Origin of the sequence: Draconibacterium sediminis, assembly GCF_000949475.1 — a bacterium.
Lineage (GTDB): Bacteria > Bacteroidota > Bacteroidia > Bacteroidales > Prolixibacteraceae > Draconibacterium > Draconibacterium sediminis.
In genome coordinates this window covers 235,040-253,355 of the sequence record NZ_JRHC01000006.1, presented here as the reverse complement: position 1 = coordinate 253,355, position 18,316 = coordinate 235,040, and the positions used below count along the sequence as shown (strand labels likewise).

Annotated in this window: 17 protein-coding genes; 14 read left to right on the top strand and 3 right to left on the bottom strand. The window is 39.9% G+C overall.

The annotated features are described in order from the left end of the window. Positions 1-132 precede the first annotated feature (132 nt). The 5 genes from LH29_RS20005 (at position 133) to LH29_RS19985 (ending at position 5,235) form a co-directional block, all read left to right on the top strand. Positions 133-1,932, top strand: coding sequence for a tetratricopeptide repeat protein (locus tag LH29_RS20005; protein ID WP_045033061.1), 1,800 nt, complete (start codon positions 133-135; stop codon positions 1,930-1,932). Positions 1,933-2,062: 130 nt separating this feature from the next. Beyond that, complete coding sequence (locus tag LH29_RS20000) at positions 2,063-2,608, top strand: carboxymuconolactone decarboxylase family protein (RefSeq protein ID WP_045033060.1); 546 nt, start codon at positions 2,063-2,065, stop codon at positions 2,606-2,608. Between the two features lie 64 nt (positions 2,609-2,672). Next, a complete protein-coding gene (locus LH29_RS19995) occupies positions 2,673-3,095 on the top strand; it encodes a nuclear transport factor 2 family protein (RefSeq protein ID WP_045033059.1) in 423 nt (140 codons plus the stop codon). Between the two features lie 10 nt (positions 3,096-3,105). Further along, complete coding sequence (locus tag LH29_RS19990) at positions 3,106-3,999, top strand: helix-turn-helix domain-containing protein (protein WP_045033057.1); 894 nt, start codon at positions 3,106-3,108, stop codon at positions 3,997-3,999. Positions 4,000-4,245: 246 nt separating this feature from the next. Further along, positions 4,246-5,235, top strand: coding sequence for an NAD(P)-dependent alcohol dehydrogenase (locus LH29_RS19985; RefSeq protein ID WP_198152524.1), 990 nt, complete (start codon positions 4,246-4,248; stop codon positions 5,233-5,235). Positions 5,236-5,263: 28 nt separating this feature from the next. Here the strand turns inward: LH29_RS19985 and nhaA are convergent, their stop codons facing one another. From nhaA to LH29_RS19965, 3 genes are all read right to left on the bottom strand, one after another. After that, entirely contained in the window at positions 5,264-6,571 is a 1,308-nt protein-coding gene (nhaA, locus tag LH29_RS19980) for a Na+/H+ antiporter NhaA (protein ID WP_045033055.1), read from the bottom strand. Between the two features lie 190 nt (positions 6,572-6,761). Further along, positions 6,762-7,526: a DUF6261 family protein gene (locus LH29_RS19975; protein WP_045033054.1), complete on the bottom strand. Its 765-nt coding sequence runs from the start codon at positions 7,524-7,526 to the stop codon at positions 6,762-6,764. A 583-nt stretch (positions 7,527-8,109) separates the two neighbouring features. Next, entirely contained in the window at positions 8,110-8,979 is an 870-nt protein-coding gene (locus LH29_RS19965) for a hypothetical protein (RefSeq protein WP_052671117.1), read from the bottom strand. A gap of 276 nt (positions 8,980-9,255) precedes the next feature. Here LH29_RS19965 and LH29_RS19960 point away from each other — a divergent pair, with 276 nt between their 5' ends. The 9 genes from LH29_RS19960 to dat all read left to right on the top strand — a co-directional run bounded on the left by LH29_RS19960 (position 9,256) and on the right by dat (position 17,832). Beyond that, complete coding sequence (locus tag LH29_RS19960; protein WP_198152523.1) at positions 9,256-9,816, top strand: zinc ribbon domain-containing protein; 561 nt, start codon at positions 9,256-9,258, stop codon at positions 9,814-9,816. Positions 9,817-10,149: 333 nt separating this feature from the next. Next, positions 10,150-11,463 (top strand): ACT domain-containing protein, encoded by a 1,314-nt coding sequence (locus tag LH29_RS19955; RefSeq protein ID WP_045033051.1) that lies wholly within the window; start codon positions 10,150-10,152, stop codon positions 11,461-11,463. A 220-nt stretch (positions 11,464-11,683) separates the two neighbouring features. Continuing rightward, complete coding sequence (locus tag LH29_RS19950; RefSeq protein WP_045033223.1) at positions 11,684-12,985, top strand: O-acetylhomoserine aminocarboxypropyltransferase/cysteine synthase family protein; 1,302 nt, start codon at positions 11,684-11,686, stop codon at positions 12,983-12,985. Between the two features lie 157 nt (positions 12,986-13,142). Further along, positions 13,143-14,060, top strand: a complete 918-nt coding sequence (metA, locus tag LH29_RS19945) for a homoserine O-acetyltransferase MetA (RefSeq protein WP_045033050.1) — start codon at positions 13,143-13,145, stop codon at positions 14,058-14,060. 76 nt (positions 14,061-14,136) lie between these two features. Continuing rightward, positions 14,137-14,784: an isoprenoid biosynthesis glyoxalase ElbB gene (gene elbB / locus LH29_RS19940; RefSeq protein ID WP_045033049.1), complete on the top strand. Its 648-nt coding sequence runs from the start codon at positions 14,137-14,139 to the stop codon at positions 14,782-14,784. Between the two features lie 31 nt (positions 14,785-14,815). Further along, entirely contained in the window at positions 14,816-15,505 is a 690-nt protein-coding gene (locus tag LH29_RS19935; protein ID WP_052671116.1) for a TatD family hydrolase, read from the top strand. 47 nt (positions 15,506-15,552) lie between these two features. Then, positions 15,553-16,266 carry a tRNA threonylcarbamoyladenosine dehydratase gene (locus LH29_RS19930; protein ID WP_045033047.1) on the top strand — a complete coding sequence of 238 codons (714 nt, stop codon included), beginning with the start codon at positions 15,553-15,555 and terminating at the stop codon, positions 16,264-16,266. Between the two features lie 285 nt (positions 16,267-16,551). Further along, positions 16,552-16,872, top strand: a complete 321-nt coding sequence (locus tag LH29_RS19925) for an RNA recognition motif domain-containing protein (protein WP_038562309.1) — start codon at positions 16,552-16,554, stop codon at positions 16,870-16,872. Between the two features lie 126 nt (positions 16,873-16,998). Beyond that, the gene (gene dat / locus LH29_RS19920; protein WP_045033046.1) at positions 16,999-17,832 is read left to right on the top strand and encodes a D-amino-acid transaminase; all 834 of its coding nucleotides are present in this window, start codon (positions 16,999-17,001) and stop codon (positions 17,830-17,832) included. Positions 17,833-18,316: the final 484 nt, after the last annotated feature.

The window sequence follows — 18,316 nt, the reverse complement described above, 5'->3', positions numbered from 1 at the left end:
TACAAAACACAATTTTTTTCGAGAATGATTTATCTTTAGCCAGGTTAAGCCAAAAATGAACTTCCGGGGCTGCCAGTTGTCTGAATCATAAGTATTGTTTATTGACAGCCCTATATTTGAATATTGTAGCATATGAAGGAAAAACCCTCAAGGGAAAAAACGATAGCTGTACTTCCTTTTGTAAATAGGAGTGGAAGTGAAGAAATGGAATATTTCAGCGATGGGATTACCGAAGAAATTATAAATGCGCTTGCTGGTATTTCACAATTAAAAGTCACCTCCCGAACTTCTTCGTTCTTCTTTAAAAATAAAAACATTCCAATCGGACAGATTGCCAAGGAGTTGAATGTGACAACTATTTTGGAAGGAAGTGTCAGGCTGGCAGCCAATACCATTCGTATTACGGCACAGTTGATTCATGCAGAAGAAGACTTTCATTTTTGGTCGGAATCATGGGACCGTATGCTGGATAATATTTTTGAAATTCAGGATGAAATAAGTTTATTGATAGCTGATAAGTTACGCGAACAATATGGGCACCTGGACATTCAGGATCACCTGATTGAAACAAAAACAGCGAATTTAGAAGCTTACGAATATTTTTTGAAAGGCAGGTATCACTTTAACAAGTGGAATCCTGAGGATGCCGGGAAAGCCATCGAATTCTACGAAATGGCTATCAAGCTTGATCCCAAACATACCGATTCGTATGTTGGTTTGGCTGATGCTTACAGTTTTTTTGCGGTTACTGAACTGATGCCCGCTGAAGGAGCCTGGCAAAAGTCGCGGAGATACATGGATAAGGCTTTTGTTTTAAATCCTGACAATGCCGGAGTGCATTATTTGCTGGCTAATTATTCGTTTTTTTACGAAGCTAATTTCCAGGAAGCATTTAAACATGGGGTGAAATCAATTGAATTAAAGCCCAATTATCCTGAAGCGCAACAATTTATTTCGTTTTTGTATCTGATATCCGGTGATACGGCAAAGGCTAAAGAACATTTGGAAGTGGCACACCGAATTGATCCGCTTTCGCAGGAAACCTTGTTTTTCCGCGCGTATTTTCAGTACCGTATAGAGAATTATGCAGAAGCCTTATCCTTATTTGATGAAGCACTGAAGAATAATCCGCATAATATACCGGCATACATTGTTCGTAGTTATTGTCTTTTAAAACTGGGACAATACAACGAAGTTGTCTCGTTTCTTCAAGAAATGCCAGATGAAATAATTATAGAAAATGAGCGTTTGGGCATATTGAGTCTGGCCTACATCCTAAAAAAAGACACTGTAAAATCCGAAGAATATTTTAACCAGTTATACGAAGCGGCGCAGAATCCCAAATCATTTCAGGCACATTCCTATTTGTACCTGGCTTATGCAAATTTGAAAGAAACCGACAAAGCATTTAACTGGTTGAAAGAAACGATCAAACTAAAATCGTCGGTGTTGTTACTGAATTATTCCGATCCGCTTGCCAGTTTTCTAATAGATGATCCTCGCTACGGTGAATATAAAAACAGGCTTTACGGACTTCAAAAGGTTGAAATAAGTACCGTAAATGAGAAAGCTCCTCTGCTTGATGCCAAAACTGTTGAAGTTTACAGCGAAAAATTATTAAAGTTTGTAACGGAAGAACAGCCGTTCTTAATACCAAATCTATCGCTACGTTTACTGGCCGACCAGGTTGAAATTCATCCGAACAAACTTTCGTGGCTGTTAAACGAACGGATAGGGAAGAACTTTAATGAGTTCATTAATTATTACCGAATTGAATACTTTAAGCAGCTGGCGCCCGATCCTAAAAACAGTCACATTTCATTAATTGGTTTAGCTTACGAAAGTGGTTTTAACTCGAAAACCGTGTTTAATACCTATTTCAAAAAAGAAACAGGGATGACACCCAAAGAGTTTCTTAAGCAGAATGCTTAAATAATACGAGCGAAAAAATCAAAGGAGAAAATTGTCCATCCACTAACGAAGTTTGTCCATTTTACAGCGGCTGAATACCCTGCATCTTTGTACTGTCGATAATGACACAGAACATTAGAACAGTAAAAAAATGGAAAACTTAGTAAAAACAGAATTTAATGTCCCTACACGAGAAGAGGTATCAGCAACAAACCAGGAAATTTTTGATGCTTTAAACAAAGCCTTGGGTTTTGTTCCAAACCTGTATGCAACAATCGCTTATTCAGATAATGGTTTAAAGCGTTATTTGGATTTTCAAAATGCCAAAACATCATTATCAAACAAAGAGAAAGAAGCTGTAAACCTTGTTGTTAGCCAGGTAAACGGTTGCGTTTATTGCCTGAGTGCACATACAGTATTGGGTAAAATGAATGGTTTTACCGACGAGCAGCTATTGGATTTTCGTCGTTCGAAAAGCGAAAATGCAAAAATTAATGCCCTGGTGAAATTGGCAGCAGATTTAACTGAAAACAGAGGGAAAGCAAGTGCCGACAATGTAGAAGACTTTTTCGCACACGGTTATACCAAAGAAAATTTAGTGGATCTGATTCTTCAAATCAGCGATAAAACAGCCATGAATTACTTACATAATCTCACCAAAGTTCCGGTGGATTTTCCCATTGCATCAGTTCTTTAATTTACACCTCAGGAAAGGAGAAATAGCCGCAATCTATTTTCTCCTTTCTCAAAACTAAAACAAAATGAAAAACGAACAGAAAAGATATCCGCTGCCACCATTTACAATGGAAACTGCCCTTGAAAAAGTACAAAAAGCAGAAGATGCCTGGAATAGTAAAGACCCTGTAAAAGTTGCACAGGCATATACCGCCGATTCTGAATGGCGAAACCGAACTCAGTTTATAAACGGGAGGGAAGAAATTGTAGAATTTTTAACCCAAAAATGGGAAAAAGAAAAAAATTATAAACTAAAGAAAGAGCTTTGGGGTTTTAGAGAAAACAGAATTGCAGTAAAATTCGAATATGAATTTCAGGATGCGGAAAACCAATGGTACCGCGCTTATGGAAATGAGCTCTGGGAATTCGATGAAAACGGGTTGATGCAAAAACGTTTCGCAAGTATTAACGACTTAATGATTGATGAAAAAGATAGGACGTTGACCTAATTTCATGCTTATGATACAGAATAACGATTTCACACTAATTGATCCGCAAACGGGTCACCAGGCTTTCAGACTGTTTCGCTTTGAAAAAAATAATCCGTTTGATGATGTTCAACGATTGAACCACTATTCAATGATTTGGCTGGAAAGTGGAACGGGGAATGTAAAAGCTGATTTTTCAGAATATAATTTCAGCGAAAATGTTCTGCTTTCTTTTTCTCCTTACCAACCTTTTATGATCAATCTGGAAGGGGAAGTCAGGGGATGGGTTATCAATTTTCATCCCGATTTTTTCTGTATTCATAAGCACCACAAAGAAGTTGCATGCCATGGTGTTTTGTTTAATAATATTTACAATTCTCCATTTGTTTACATCGATGAAAAAGCTGCTGCAAATTTTGAGATGGTGATTGAACAGTTTAAAGCCGAAATGCAAAACCCGGCTTTGGCGCAGTATGAATTGCTTATTTCATACCTAAAAATATTTCTGATCACGGCATCGCGACTAAAAACGGAGCAGCAAACCGAAGCCCAACAAACCACAGCAAAAGAGGAAGAACCATTTATTTTGCAAAACCTGAAAAATGCGATTGAAATGCACTACAAAACAAAACACAGTGCCAGCGAATATGCCGATCTTTTAGCCATAACACCAAAAGCATTAACCCGGCTTACAAAAACGCATTTCAACAAAACCTTAAGCGACCTAATTGCCGAACGGATAATTATTGAAGCCAAAAGAGAATTGTACCTCACCAATAAAACCGTTAAGGAAATTGCTTACGATTTAGGTTATAACGATGAGTATTATTTTAGCCGGTTTTTCAAAAAAAATGCCGAAGTGTCTCCGCAGTATTACCGCGAAACGGTTGGTTTTGATAAGGCATCGGCCGTTTTAAAAACATAAAAATTCCTGCGCATGAATGGATGCCGAGGGTAATTAGTTAACCTCTGTATGTGTTTTTCTTCTTATGAGTCGTATTTGTATTTTTTAAGCTGAATGCTGTGTTTGCCCCTAACTTTTTAGCCCGCAATTATAATTCCGAACTTCTATTTTTTTTTCCCGAACGACTGAGATTACTACCTGCGCTACTTTTGTTTCATGATTTCAATAAACAGAAATTAGAACAACAAAACAGAAAAGATGAAAGAAATGATGAAAGCAATTGTAGCAAGCGGTTACGGAGGTCCTGAAGTACTTCAAATTAAAAGTATGCCCAAACCCAGCCCTAAAGAAAATGAGGTGCTGGTAAAAGTAATAGCCACTTCGGCAACAACAGCCGATGAAATGATGCGATCAGGAAAACCATACTTCGGGCGGTTAATAACCGGATTACGAAAGCCCAAACATCAAATCCCCGGTACAGGTTTTGCCGGTTATATCGTTGAAACAGGATTAAATACCAACAAATTTATTCTCGGAACCCGGGTGTTTGGTGAGACCACTTTAGTAATGAGTACCAATGCCGAATATGTTGCAGTACCTGAGGACGGTGTAATTCTGCCGATGCCCGATAATATGACCTATGCCGAAGCAGCAACCTATGGCGACGGGCATGTAACCTCCTTGAATTTTCTCAAAGAGATTGCACAAATTAAACCAAACGATAAAGTATTGATTAACGGAGCCTCGGGAAGTTTGGGAACTGCAGCAGTACAAATTGCAAAGTTTATGGGGGCCTGGGTTACCGGTGTTTGCAGTACACGAAATGTGGGGCTGGTAAAATCGCTTGGAGCCGATCATGTTATTGATTATAACAAAGAGGATTTCAGCCGAGGGAATATAAAATACGACCTTGTTTTTGATACTGTTGGGAAAAGCTCGTATGCAAAAAGTAAAAATATTCTCACTGAATCAGGACAATACGTGTCGCCGATATTAAAATTCTCGTTGCTGTTGCAAATGTTATGGACAAAAGTATTTGCAAAAAAGAAAGCCAAATTTGCGGCAACAGGTCTGCGCTCCGAAACAGAGCTCCGTGATCTTTTTGCTCAACTTGTGCCTATGTTTAAAGAAGGCCGTTTAAAAACAGTAATCGATCGGCAGTATCCGTTGGAAAAGATTTCTGAGGCACATCGTTACATTGCATCAGGGCATAAAAAAGGTAATGTTGTGGTTATAGTTGATGCGCAAAATGCTTAAGCCAATTTGTACAACAAATAGACTAAATTCACTGGCGATTTGCTGATAGTGCACTTCTCTTAAGCGCATACCGAATAACCAAATACCCGCTAACACCTGCAACCAGTGAGCCGATAAGTATTCCCAACTTTGCCGAGTCTTGTAAATGAACCGACTCATAGGAGAGGTTGGAGATAAAAATCGACATCGTAAAGCCAAAACCACCAAGGCAGGATAATCCAAAAATCTGCCGGAAGTCGACATTTTTGGGCAGTACCGCAATTTTAAGTTTTATGGCCAGCCATGAAAATAAGCTTATCCCAATTATTTTACCAAAAACCAAACTAACGGCAATGCTGACGGAAAGCGGAGTAAAAGCACCTTCGTCGCCAATAAAATTTATACCCGAATTGGCAAAAGCAAATAGCGGAATAATTAAAAAAGAAACCATTGTGCCAAGTTTGTTTTGCAAATGTTGCAATGGCGATTGAATTTCGGAGGTTATATTATCGAGAATGTTAATAGCGGTTTTATGATGTTTAAATTCAACTACTTTTTGCCCGATTAGCTGAGATAACTCGTTAAGGGCATTTTTCCCTTTTCCTATAACTTCGATAAGCCTTTTTCTACGATGCGAAGGAATGGTAAACGCAAAAAGCACACCGGCAATAGTGGGGTGTATGCCCGACTCTAAAAACAGCAGCCAGATTACCAGCCCGACAGGAATATAGATATACCTGGAATAGAAGTTTTTTACCGATAAAAGCGACAACCCAATTAACAGGACAAATGCAATAGCTACCAGGTGCCAGTATATTAGCGAACTGTAGAAAACTGCAATAACCAATACTGCGCCCAAATCGTCGATAATGGCAAAGGCCGCCAGGAAAATGGTGAGGCCAAAAGGAACTTTTTTCCCCAGTATGCCCAGTACTCCTAACGAAAAAGCAATATCGGTAGCCATGGTTATTCCCCAGCCATGTGTACCTTCTTTTCCTGAGTTCATCAAAAAAAAGATGGCAATGGGGAAGATCATTCCGCCAATAGCCGCAAATATGGGCAGTATGGCTTTTCGCGCCGAACTGAGTTCTCCGATCAGAAATTCGCGTTTTATTTCCAGCCCGATAACAAAGAAGAAAATGGTCATTAAACCATCGTTAATCCAGTGCAGTACCGATTTTGATAAGTGGAACCGGGAGAAACCAATTAAAAATTCCAGCTCTAAGAATTGTTCATAGTAAGTGTGCAGGTTGGTATTGGAGACGACAAGCGCCGCAATGGCAGCCATAAGCATACAAATGCTGCTCAGTGATTTAATTTTTATAAACCGGCGTAAGGGATCGAATTTAATCTCCATAATTCCTCCAGTTTTCTGTTCCTGTTTCGCCTAAATAAATTCAGAAACACCAATTCTTCTTGTATTTACGCGTATGTACTTTAAAGAGTTTCTAATATATCGGAGGTAAAATTGTAGCAATAGCAAGCAGTAACTACCAAAAAAGGCATCCCTCACAGAATGCCTTTTGTTCTCCACAAATCCTACACTTTTATGCTTCTACATCAGGAGCAGGAGTTATTGGCTCCTCTTCTTCCTGTTCACTGTCAAGACGTCCCTGACGGGCCGTAAGTTCGTTTTCGTAGTCGGTTATCTGATTATTTGTTAATTCAATAAAATTTTCAATTTCGGGTGTCGACATTTCCAGCTCAACAAGTGCATTTATTCGCGAAACAATATTTTCGTAAGCAATGTCAACAGCTTTACGCAACAGCTTATAATCTTCACTGTTTTGGTTTACCGATTCCTGACGACGTTCTTCCATCAGGTTTTGCACCAACAGATTTTCGGTTTTTAATGCCTCAATCCAGGGCAGGATGCCCACGGTGTTACAATAGCCACCAAAGTCACGGCTTTCAAGATCCTGAATAAGATTGGTAAGTGCAGCCGATTCGCCTTTTAAAGGCATTTGGCGCACGTTGCCATGTAAATCAAAAAGGGCTTTTAGTTTTTCAGCGGCCTCAACCTCGCTTTCGATTGGCCCCATCAGGGTTGATCGCAGACGCATGTATATCGCACTCCAATAACGGTCGCGTCGTACGTCGGCACCTCCAATGAGGGGAGTAAAATCACTACTGTTGCTCTTCTTGTATACCGTATCCATTGCATCGTAAGCTGTATTGAAATCGGGCATTTTTGTTTCAATGTTTAAAATTGCCGGAGTGACCGTGTCAATTCGGGTTTTGAATTCAGTTATAAACTGATAATGGTCGTTATTGCGGAAACGACTAAATACTACATTTTTAATTTTTGTCATGATGAATTTGTGAGTTTAATTGAAATGTGTGTTGATTATTTATATGTGTATGAATTTGTGGATGTTGTACGCTTGTGGTTTTTAAGTGTTTAACAAAACTAAACGATATATTAAGTCAAGTCAAGGCCTGAATATATGTTGTGCAGCAAACTTTTGTTTAAAACAGGAGGCGATTATTTACTTCAAAAATGTTTTTGATGAATGTTGTTCGCCTGGTTGCATCATGAAAGGCAATACCTTATATGCCCACGTTTTTAATGCCTGTGTAAAAACCATTTGAGACCATGATCTAAGTTGTGGGCTCGGCAAAAAACAAGTTTTACACCCATATCGGCCGCATGGTGGCGGTAAAAAATCGGTTTGAAGCCTTCCCCATGACATGGGGACGTTGGCAAACAGGTTTTATACAGGCATTTGTCTTATGGGCAGGGTGTATTAACTGTTTGCGATGGGCAGTTGTTGCGTGGGGAAGGGAGGAAAAGGGCGCTAATATGTACGTTGCTTACTTTGTGTGGATTTAAAATTGGTTAGTTAGTACTTGTTTAACTCTTATCTATGGTAGTTTCTTCGATATTTGGATTATTTAATTGATTATGGCGAAAGCTTCAACTGAAAAATCCGAATTTCTAAGTATATTAACAATAGCCTTAGCGTGATTAGGTGATTGAACTTTAGATATTAATACTCTAAAAGTCGTTCCATTTTTAGTGGCATCAATTACTCTCATACTTTCATATTGATCATTTGAAATGACATTTGCTATGATACTTAGAACCTCAGTTTGTCTAACTCCTTTATCAAATCCAGAAATCGTAATCTCTAAATCTGTTGATGAAGTTGTTTTTACGAATGGATTTAAATTTTGATTATTAAATCTACTAATTTGACTAGTAAGAGCATCCAATCTATTTAATATATAAGTTTGCGTACTATCTGTTGATGCAACCTCTCTAATAATATTGTCCTGAATGGTTGAATAGATAGGATTATCAGGGGATTTTTCTTTTAAAGCTTCTGTAATTGCAGCTTCTAATAACGGTTTTAGCTTCTCAACTCCTGCCATGTCATCGTCATAAAATATTGTCCGCTCTGCAGCAATATCAAAAGGTAACTTGGTGCCCTTTTCTATTACTGTAACAACCGGCAATCTTTTGGCATGCCGGACGGCTAATTCATACATTACATTTGGATTCAAATCGGTTAAATTCGCAATTACAAGATCATCTTCAAGCAGATGTTTAATGACCTGTTTAGTTATCGATCCGGGAGTGTCTATATCGTGCGGTGCAATTGCGCAAAAATCCAGTTTTTCAAGAACTGGTCTTAAAACCGCATTAATTAAACCGTCAGCTTTTCTTCTGGTTTCAGAATTGTCTTCGCCAAGCGGAGAAATGATAAAACACTTCTTACGAGAATCGTCAGTAGTGGTGGTTGTGGTGGCTTTCTTTGTCATAATATTGGTTTTTGTTTTCCAAAGCTACAAAACATTTTGTTAACTTCAACCTCATTAAGGATTGAAATATTCATTAAAGGTTTGTCTGTCAGATGGTATAAATCCCTCTTAATATATTTGAAACAATCTTTTATTAAGCTACATGAGGGAAGCGCCCCAAATGTATTGTTTAGATATTTGCTATAGATGTCCCTTAAACATAAAACCATTTATCGAAAATATTACTACTTTGGTATCCGAAGAAATCAAATTCAAACCGAGCAAAAAAACACAAAAATGGAACTAGTTAAGTGTACGCATTGTAACGAAGACAATAAAACCAATGCCAAATACTGCCGCTATTGTGGTTACGAACTGCCAAAAGTTGAGCCCAAAGAAACCATAGAACAACCGGTGGCAAAACAAACACAAGGTTTAACCAAACAGAAGTTGATCGTTACGCTTGTTAGTGTAGTATCCTTTGTAGTTGCCTTTTTTGTGGTGCAACAACTGGTGCAGCGTGTTTTTTCTTTCGATAAGGTGTTAATGAAAACCGCCAGCGAATTAAATGAAGCCTGCCCCTTAATGGTAGATGCCGAAACCCGCCTCGATAATACTGTGGCAATGGCCAACAATACTTTTCAGTACAACTATTCGCTAATGACTTTGGTAAAAGACTCGATCGATATCAGCAGTTTTGAAGCATACCTGATTCCGCAAATAACTAACAATATAAAAACCAACCCCGATATGGAATTATTTCGTGTGAACCAGGTAACCATGAACTATAAATACGTAGATAAAAACGGGGTGTTCATAACCAAAATATCTGTTGGGCCTGAGCAATATAATGAGTAAGCGGTAAGCCCAAGACAGGAGATCCGATTCGTAGAATCTGCAATAAATACGGATCGGATCCTTTGTTTCCCAATGTAAACTTTATCTAAAATCAATCCAGATAAGCTTGCATTTATCAAAAATCAATTTATATTTGCGTCAAACAAATTCGGCAAGAATGAACATTGACCAAAGAAATACTACTTCTTCTTTCGCAGCAATCCGTTGCGGAGCAATGTTTATGTCGTCTATGTTTATGTCTATGCGATAGCCTTCATTCGATGGTTATTCGTTGTTTGAAGGCATTCCGTACAAGCGTTTATTAAGCAAACAAAATTTCAAAAAAATATTTTTATGTCGGATAATGTTATTCGATTTGGTGGAAGCCATATTGGCAACCAAATAGCATTACAAAATTTAAAAGCCTGGTTAGCGGGCAGCAAAAGTCGCAATTATGTGGTGGTTTCGGCTATTCCGCAATTGCTCGATCTTGTTCAGTTTAATCTGCAACAGGTATTTCTGCAAGAATTGGACGAGGAGGAAATCCTGAACGAGATATACGGATTTTATATCGGTAAAGTTGATGAGCAGCCCTCTGAAGTGTATTCAAAATTAGCCAAACAGTTGGTTGGATTACTAAAGGGGATCGGGCTTATCGGCGATTATTCGCGGGCTTTAAAAGACCAGGTACTGAGTTTTTCTGAAAAACTGTCAGTCGAGATTCTGTCGTCGCTCTGGAACGAGGCAAGTATAATTCATCCCGAAGATATTGATTTACGGGTGTCATCCGATTTTGGAAATGCAACTTTCCTTTCGGTAGATACAGATAAACTCAATAAACTGGAGGAAGGTGTTTACCTGATTCCCGGTACTTACGGCATCGACGAGAACAATAAACTGGCTCGAACCGGAAAAACGGCAGCCGATTATACAGCAGCTTTTTTGACCAAAGAATTGGGTGTCGATACGCTAAAACTTTGGGGCCTCGACAACGATTTTCAGCGGGCAAAACCTGCAATTATCGAAAATCCCGAGATCATTCAACGCCTAACGTATTCAGAGGCAAGCGAGTTGGCTTATTTCGAGCACTACTCGTTTCACCCGCGAACCGTGGAACCGCTGGAACATGCGCACATTCCCATACAGGTGCTGAGCGCTGAAACTGCTGAGGGCAAAGTTCAAACCGTTATCAACACCGAAACCTACATTGAGGAGCAGATTGTAAAAAGTGTGGCCTGCACCGACGATATTTCGTTGCTGAAACTCGACGGGCCTGGCGTTGGTTTAAAACCGGGTATTCTGGCAAAAGTTACCAACCAGTTAAACGATGCCGGGCTAAATATTAAGTCGGTGATCACTTCGCAAACGTCCATCAATTTTATCTTAAGCAAAGAAAATGGTGCAAAAGCACTAAAACTCGTGCACAAATTGGGCTTTTCGGCTGTTACTGATATCAAAGTGGTGAACGACGTGGCGCTGATTGGTATTGTAGGTCATGGAATGCAACAGGCTTACGGTGTGTCGGCAAAGATATTTGCTGCGGTGGCTAACAATAAAATTAATGTAATACTAAGCGGCTCCGGAGCATCCGACCTTGTAAGCTATTTGGTGGTGCAGGAATCCGACAAAGAAAAAAGTGTAAGAGAAGTTTATAAGGCTTTTTTCTAGTAATAAATAGAATTGTTACAATTATTAAAGAATGATTTTACCCTTTTGGCTGTCGCCATTTTCCTTTAAAAAGGGAAAAAAGGATAATGCAAAGTATCTGCAAAACTTTATTTGCAGAGGCTTCCATTAAAACGTTCTCCCCTTGTAAGGGGAGATGCTGACAAGCAGAGGGGTAAAGAAAAAATTTCAACAAGTTTCTAACTCAAAAAATTATAACAAAATGACAACTCAAAAATTAAATTTCGAAACACTGCAATTACACGCAGGACAACAACCTGATTCAGCAACCAACTCACGTGCTGTGCCAATTTACCAAACATCGTCGTACGTGTTTAACGATGCCGATCATGCGGCTAATTTGTTTGCCTTAAAAGAGTTTGGCAACATTTATACACGAATCATGAATCCAACTTCGGACGTATTTGAGCAGCGTATTGCAGCGCTTGAAGGGGGAGTGGCAGCACTTTCAGTGGCGTCGGGACATGCCGCGCAATTTATTGCTTTGAATAATATTCTGGATATTGGCGACAACATTGTTTCATCGCCATATTTGTACGGCGGAACTTACAACCAGTTTAAAGTTACTTTTAAACGACTGGGAATTGAAGCCCGCTTAACCGAAGATTTGGAAGCTGCATCGTTCGAGAAACTTATCGACGACAAAACAAAAGCCATTTACCTTGAAACAATTGGAAATCCGGGTTTTGTAATTCCTGATTTTGATGCAATTGCTGCTGTGGCTAAAAAATACGATATCCCTTTTATAGTTGATAACACTTTTGCCGGCGGTGGTTATTTATTCCGTCCGATCGAGCATGGTGCCGACATTGTTGTGGAATCGGCAACAAAATGGATTGGCGGTCATGGAACCAGCATTGGCGGTGTAATTGTTGACGCCGGAACTTACAACTGGGGCAACGGTAAATTTCCTGGTTTCACTGAGCCTTCTGAAGGTTACCACGGCCTGAAATATTGGGATGTGTTTAATTTCGACGGGCCATTCGGAAACATCGCATTTATTATAAAAGCACGTGTTGAAGGCTTGCGCGATTTTGGATCGGCAATCAGTCCGTTTAACTCGTTCCTGCTTTTACAAGGTTTGGAAACACTGTCGCTTAGAATGGATCGTCATGTGGAAAACACGCTGACAGTGGCCAAGTGGTTGGAAGCACATCCGAAAGTGGAGAGTGTAAATTACCCGGGACTGGAAAGCAGCCCGTCGTATGCTAATGCACAAAAGTACCTGCCTAAAGGTGCAGGAGGTGTGCTGTCTTTTAATGTAAAAGGTGATAAAGAAACGGCGAACAATGTGGTAAATAAGCTCGAACTGGTAAGCCACCTGGCTAACGTTGGAGATGCCAAAACCCTGATCATTCAGCCGGCAGCAACAACACACCAGCAGTTGTCGGAAGAAGCACAGGCAGCGGCCGGTGTAACGCCTACGCAGTTACGTGTAAGTGTTGGTTTGGAACACATCGACGATATTATTGCCGACTTTGAACAGGCTTTGGCTAAAGTATAAGAAAATCATTCATGAATATTCACCTGCTGACTTCGGGTTAGCAGGTGAATAAATATTTTCCAACATTCATAATGTTGGTTATTTTTGCGCGAACTGAAAAAAACGGAGTGATGAGATAAGGAATCGAGTGCTCTTGATACGAAAAAACGACTATAAAATGCCATTAAATATAAACGACAAATTACCGGCAATTGAAATTCTTCGCGAGGAGAATATTTTTGTAATGGATTCATCGCGGGCATCGCACCAGGATATCCGACCACTAAAAATTGTGATCTTAAACCTGATGCCGCTGAAAATTTCAACAGAAACTGATCTGCTTCGTCTGTTATCCAATTCACCATTACAGATTGAGATCGACTTTCTGAAAATTAAAGGACATACGCCCAAGAATACGCCATCGCAACACATGAGTGAGTTTTACGATACTTTTGATGAACTGAAAAACAAAAAGTACGACGGTATGATTATTACCGGTGCTCCGGTTGAACAGCTCGATTTTGAGGAGGTTACCTATTGGGATGAAATGAAGGAGATCCTTGACTGGGCTGAGCATCACGTAACTTCGTCGTTGTTTATTTGCTGGGCAGCGCAGGCGGCTTTGTATCACTATTACGAGGTACCCAAATATCCGCTCGACAAAAAAATGTTTGGCGTTTTCGAGCATCATCTGTCCGACAATACATTACCAATATTCAGAGGTTTTGATGATGTCTTTTTTATTCCTCACTCACGTCATACCGAAATTCGTAAAGGTGACATAGAAAAAGTGGATGAGCTGCAGGTCATTTCACATTCGGAGGAGGCAGGTGTGTCAATCGTAAAAGCCAAAAACGGACGGCAGCTGTTTATTACCGGGCATTCTGAATATTCACGAAACACTCTGGACGGGGAGTATAAACGCGATATGGCCAAAAATTTACCCATCGAAATTCCAAGAAATTACTATCCGGATAACGATCCGGCGAAAACTCCGGTTATGCGCTGGAAATCAACAGCAAACCTGTTGTTCTCCAACTGGCTGAATTATTACGTTTACCAGGAAACACCATACGATCTGGAGCAGATTAGTTAAGAACTGATCACTGTTGGGCTTTCTGATTCACTTTTTATCTTGTAACTTTGAAATACAAAATTAAATAGGATATAAAATGAAAAATATAGCAGTAGTATTAGCCGGAAATGGTGTTTATGACGGTGCCGAAATTCACGAAGCCACATTAACTTTATTGGCCATTGCGCAGCAGGGCGCGGCCTATCAGTGTTTTGCCCCCGATGTGGATCAGGCGCATGTGGTAAATCATATTTCAGGAGAGGAAATGCCCGAAACCCGTAATGTTTTGGTAGAAGCTGCCCGCATCGCTCGCGGTAATATAAAAGCATTGTCGGAGTATAAAGCTGCCGATTACGATGCAATTATTTTTCCGGGAGGTTTTGGTGCTGCTAAAAACCTTTGCACATTTGCTTTCGATGGCCTCGATTGTAAGGTAAATCCAGATGTTGAGAAAGCCATTAAAGCTACTGTTGAAGCAGAAAAACCTGTGGGAGCACTGTGTATTTCGCCCGCAATAATTGCAAAAGTTTTAGGCGACGTAAAACTTACCATTGGTCAGGACAAAGGAACTGCCGATGCGCTTGAATCATTGGGTGCCACACACGTTACCACCACACACGGCGAAATTGTGGTTGACGAAAAATACAAAGTAATTACAGCGCCTTGTTATATGCTCGATGCTACGATCACACAAATTGCAGATGGCGCTTCAAATGTGGTTGCTAAAATGCTGGAGATGGCGTAATTGAGAAGAGTTTAGCTAACAAAACTGGTTTATGAGTTCAATTCCCTATATCGATATTCACACACATCCGTTTCATAACGAAATTGAAACGATAACGGTACAAAATATATTTCCGGGCGACGGATTTGCGGCTTTCAACGGACGCAATTTTTATTCGGTTGGGCTTCATCCCTGGCATCTTGGCAGCAAACAGGAAAATAATGAAGCGCTGCAAATGGTAGAGGAAGCACTTGAATTCGACCATGTAATTTTTGTGGGAGAAGCGGGCCTCGACAAAATTAACGGCGGCGATTTTATCGAGCAACTTCGGGTTTTTGAAGCACAGGCCGTTATTGCCGAAGAGTATCAATATCCGTTAATCATTCATTGTGTGAAAGCGTTGAACGAGGTAATTGCACTCCGCGAAAAAATGAATCCCGTTATGCCCTGGATTATGCATGGATACAACGGTAGTGTTGAAATTACAAAACAACTGGTAGATAAAGGTTTTTTGTTTTCGTTTGGAAAAAATCTTTTCAGGGAAGATTCAAAAGCCGTAAAATCATTTAAATATCTTCCGCTAAATAAAATATTCTTCGAGACCGATGAGCTGGATTTTAATGTTGATACCATTTATCAGCAGGCTGCAGCTTTAAAGGAAATGCCGGTTGAGGAGCTTAAAAAGGCGGTGTGGACCAACTTTAACCAGATAGAAAAATCGTTGATGCCAGGAAGAATTTAAACACAATTTTGTTTCTTTGCGCCACGAAAATTTAGTTTTAGAGAGTAATGCACTGGTTAGAACGAACTGAGTTATTGTTAGGAGAAGAAAAACTGGCCAAACTTAAAAATGCAAATGTACTGGTAGTTGGCCTAGGTGGAGTTGGCGCTTATGCGGCAGAACAATTATGTCGTGCAGGAATTGGAAAAATGACCATTGTTGACGGCGACGTGGTGGAAGAAAGTAACCGCAACCGTCAATTACCCGCGCTTATAAGTACCAAAGGGCAGCCAAAAGCCGAAATCCTGGCAAAACGTTTTATGGATATAAATCCGGAGTTGGAATTGACAATCGTAAATGATTACATCCGCGATGAGCAGACCATCGAACTCTTAAACAGTGCTCCTTTTGATTATGTTGTTGATGCTATCGATACGCTCTCGCCAAAGGTATTTCTGGTTTATCATGCACTACAGTTAAAACTTCGTGTAATCAGTTCGATGGGTGCCGGTGGAAAAATGGATCCGTCGAAAATAGAAATCACTGACATTAAAAAATCACACAATTGCAAACTGGCAAAAATGATGCGAAAACGGCTTGGTCGTCTGGGCGTTAAAAAGGGCGTAAAAGTGGTTTTCTCTTCCGAGGATATCGATGAAAAGGCCGTACGTATCGAGGAAGGCCGGAATAAAAAATCAACAGTAGGAACCATTTCGTACATGCCACCACTGTTTGGAGGCTTTATTGCCAGCGCAGTAATTCGCGATCTGATTGCGGAATAAATGTATGTTTAAGAAATATGTTAATTTTAGTTTGTTAGTTCGAATAAAGAATTACCTTTGGGCTGTTAATTTTTAGAAAAGTCTGGCAATTAGCATTTTGGTCTTTTTTTATTGATATTAATAAACCGGACAGTTTATCTCTCTTGTGTTTTTCCCGACGTTATTTCAATCGTTAATAAAGCTTATTTTATACTGTATTCAAGTAACACCAGGACGTGATGCATTTTGATTGGTTCTTCTGGTGATCAGTAAGATGGATATATTAACTTTAAATTATAGTATAAAATGAACATTTACATTGGAAATTTGCCCTTCAACATGGGCGAAGAAGATTTGAGAGAAATTTTTGAAGAGTATGGTGAAGTTGCTTCATCTAAAATTATCATGGATAAATTTACTGGAAGAAGCAAAGGTTTCGGTTTTGTTGAAATGGAAGACGATTCAGAAGCTAACAAAGCTATCGAAGAATTGAACAACGCTGAGGTTGCAGGTCGTAACATTAAAGTTAACGAATCAAAACCTCGCGAAAACAACAACCGTGGCGGTGGCGGCGGTGGTTACAACCGTGGTGGCGGTGGTGGTTACGGACGTCGTGACCGTTACTAGGATCAGAAAAGAATTTTTTGATAATATAGGAAAGGGGTTCATTAAGTTGAATCCCTTTTTGTTTTTTAGAAGACCAAAATTCAAAGTTTTTCTATTTTTGAGTTTCAATTCAACCCGATTATAATTATGAGCAATATCGTTTATCTGAACGGAGAATATGTAGCAGCCGATGAAGCAAAGATTTCACCAAACGACCGGGGATTTCTGTTTGCCGACGGTGTTTACGAAGTAGCCAAATATTATTATGGCAAGGCTTTTCGTTTCCAGGATCATTTAGACCGCCTGAACCGCAGTTTAAAAGAGATTGGTATTGAATACGATACTGAAAAACTTGAAGCAGTATTTATGGAGTTGATTCAGAAAAACGATATGGCTGACAAACATGCCGGAATTTACCTGCAAATATCGCGGGGCACAGCCAAACGTTCGCATCATTTCCCTGATGAGATTGCACCAACCGTTTATGCCTATGCTTTTGATCTGCCTTCGGCTACAGAAAAACTGGAGAACGGAATTAAAGTAATTACCCGCGACGATATTCGCTGGCAACGCTGCGATATTAAATCAGTTTCGTTGCTGCCCAATACCATGCTTTATAACGAAGCGCACCAAAGCGGGGCAGGCGAGTGTATTCTTATCCGCGACGGAAAGGTTACCGAAGCTACGCATTCCAGCGTACTTTGTGTAAAAAATGGCATTGTGGTAACACGGCCTTTATCAAACCTGATTTTACCGGGAATTACCCGAAAAGTTATCATGGAACTGTGCGCGGCCAATAACATTCCGGTTGAGGAGCGCCCGTACTCCGAAGAAGAACTTTACGAAATGGACGAAGTTTTTATCGCAGGTACAGGTAGCGAAATTTGTCCGGTGGTGCAAATCGAAGATCAGTTGCTTGGTAACGGAAAACCTGGCGAAATAACACGTTTGTTGCAAAAGCTGTTTTTTGAGTTGGTTTAATTAGTTTGTTCTTGCAAATTTATACATTCAAAATGGGGATTACCTGTAGGTTGTGCTTTTGCCTGCCGGCGGCCTTCATTTTTGCCTTAATGCAAAAACGAAGCAAAAAGATCAAGGCTGCTTTTGATCTTCACCCTACATTTTCATAAAACCTAAGTTCTGGCGGGTGATCTCCTCGCTCCCTCGGAGCTTCCCGCTCTCACTAAGGTTTCATTTCCACTCCGGGTAAATACCAAAAGAGGCCGGTCCACTTAAGTATTGTTAGCAGATACGAAAGCAATATCGAAGCTTCGGCCTCGGCCGGTGAACCGGAAAACAAGTGGTGACGGCGTTAAAAAATTACTGATGTTTGAGGAGGTACGACGAGTTTCAGGAATTTTAGCTGGCATCGCGTAGTTTTTCCAAGTGAAGTGGGCGCAGCCTTGAGTTTTTTGTTTACTTATTGTCTCAAGACAAAAAGTAAAATCCGCCTGATAAGGCTATA

Coding starts and splice junctions, on each gene's coding strand:
- LH29_RS20005 (WP_045033061.1), top strand. CDS start 133: ATGAAGGAAAAACCCTCAAGGGAAAAAACGATAGCTGTACTTCCTTTT.
- LH29_RS20000 (WP_045033060.1), top strand. CDS start 2,063: ATGGAAAACTTAGTAAAAACAGAATTTAATGTCCCTACACGAGAAGAG.
- LH29_RS19995 (WP_045033059.1), top strand. CDS start 2,673: ATGAAAAACGAACAGAAAAGATATCCGCTGCCACCATTTACAATGGAA.
- LH29_RS19990 (WP_045033057.1), top strand. CDS start 3,106: ATGATACAGAATAACGATTTCACACTAATTGATCCGCAAACGGGTCAC.
- LH29_RS19985 (WP_198152524.1), top strand. CDS start 4,246: ATGATGAAAGCAATTGTAGCAAGCGGTTACGGAGGTCCTGAAGTACTT.
- nhaA (WP_045033055.1), bottom strand. CDS start 6,571: ATGGAGATTAAATTCGATCCCTTACGCCGGTTTATAAAAATTAAATCA.
- LH29_RS19975 (WP_045033054.1), bottom strand. CDS start 7,526: ATGACAAAAATTAAAAATGTAGTATTTAGTCGTTTCCGCAATAACGAC.
- LH29_RS19965 (WP_052671117.1), bottom strand. CDS start 8,979: ATGACAAAGAAAGCCACCACAACCACCACTACTGACGATTCTCGTAAG.
- LH29_RS19960 (WP_198152523.1), top strand. CDS start 9,256: ATGGAACTAGTTAAGTGTACGCATTGTAACGAAGACAATAAAACCAAT.
- LH29_RS19955 (WP_045033051.1), top strand. CDS start 10,150: ATGTCGGATAATGTTATTCGATTTGGTGGAAGCCATATTGGCAACCAA.
- LH29_RS19950 (WP_045033223.1), top strand. CDS start 11,684: ATGACAACTCAAAAATTAAATTTCGAAACACTGCAATTACACGCAGGA.
- metA (WP_045033050.1), top strand. CDS start 13,143: ATGCCATTAAATATAAACGACAAATTACCGGCAATTGAAATTCTTCGC.
- elbB (WP_045033049.1), top strand. CDS start 14,137: ATGAAAAATATAGCAGTAGTATTAGCCGGAAATGGTGTTTATGACGGT.
- LH29_RS19935 (WP_052671116.1), top strand. CDS start 14,816: ATGAGTTCAATTCCCTATATCGATATTCACACACATCCGTTTCATAAC.
- LH29_RS19930 (WP_045033047.1), top strand. CDS start 15,553: ATGCACTGGTTAGAACGAACTGAGTTATTGTTAGGAGAAGAAAAACTG.
- LH29_RS19925 (WP_038562309.1), top strand. CDS start 16,552: ATGAACATTTACATTGGAAATTTGCCCTTCAACATGGGCGAAGAAGAT.
- dat (WP_045033046.1), top strand. CDS start 16,999: ATGAGCAATATCGTTTATCTGAACGGAGAATATGTAGCAGCCGATGAA.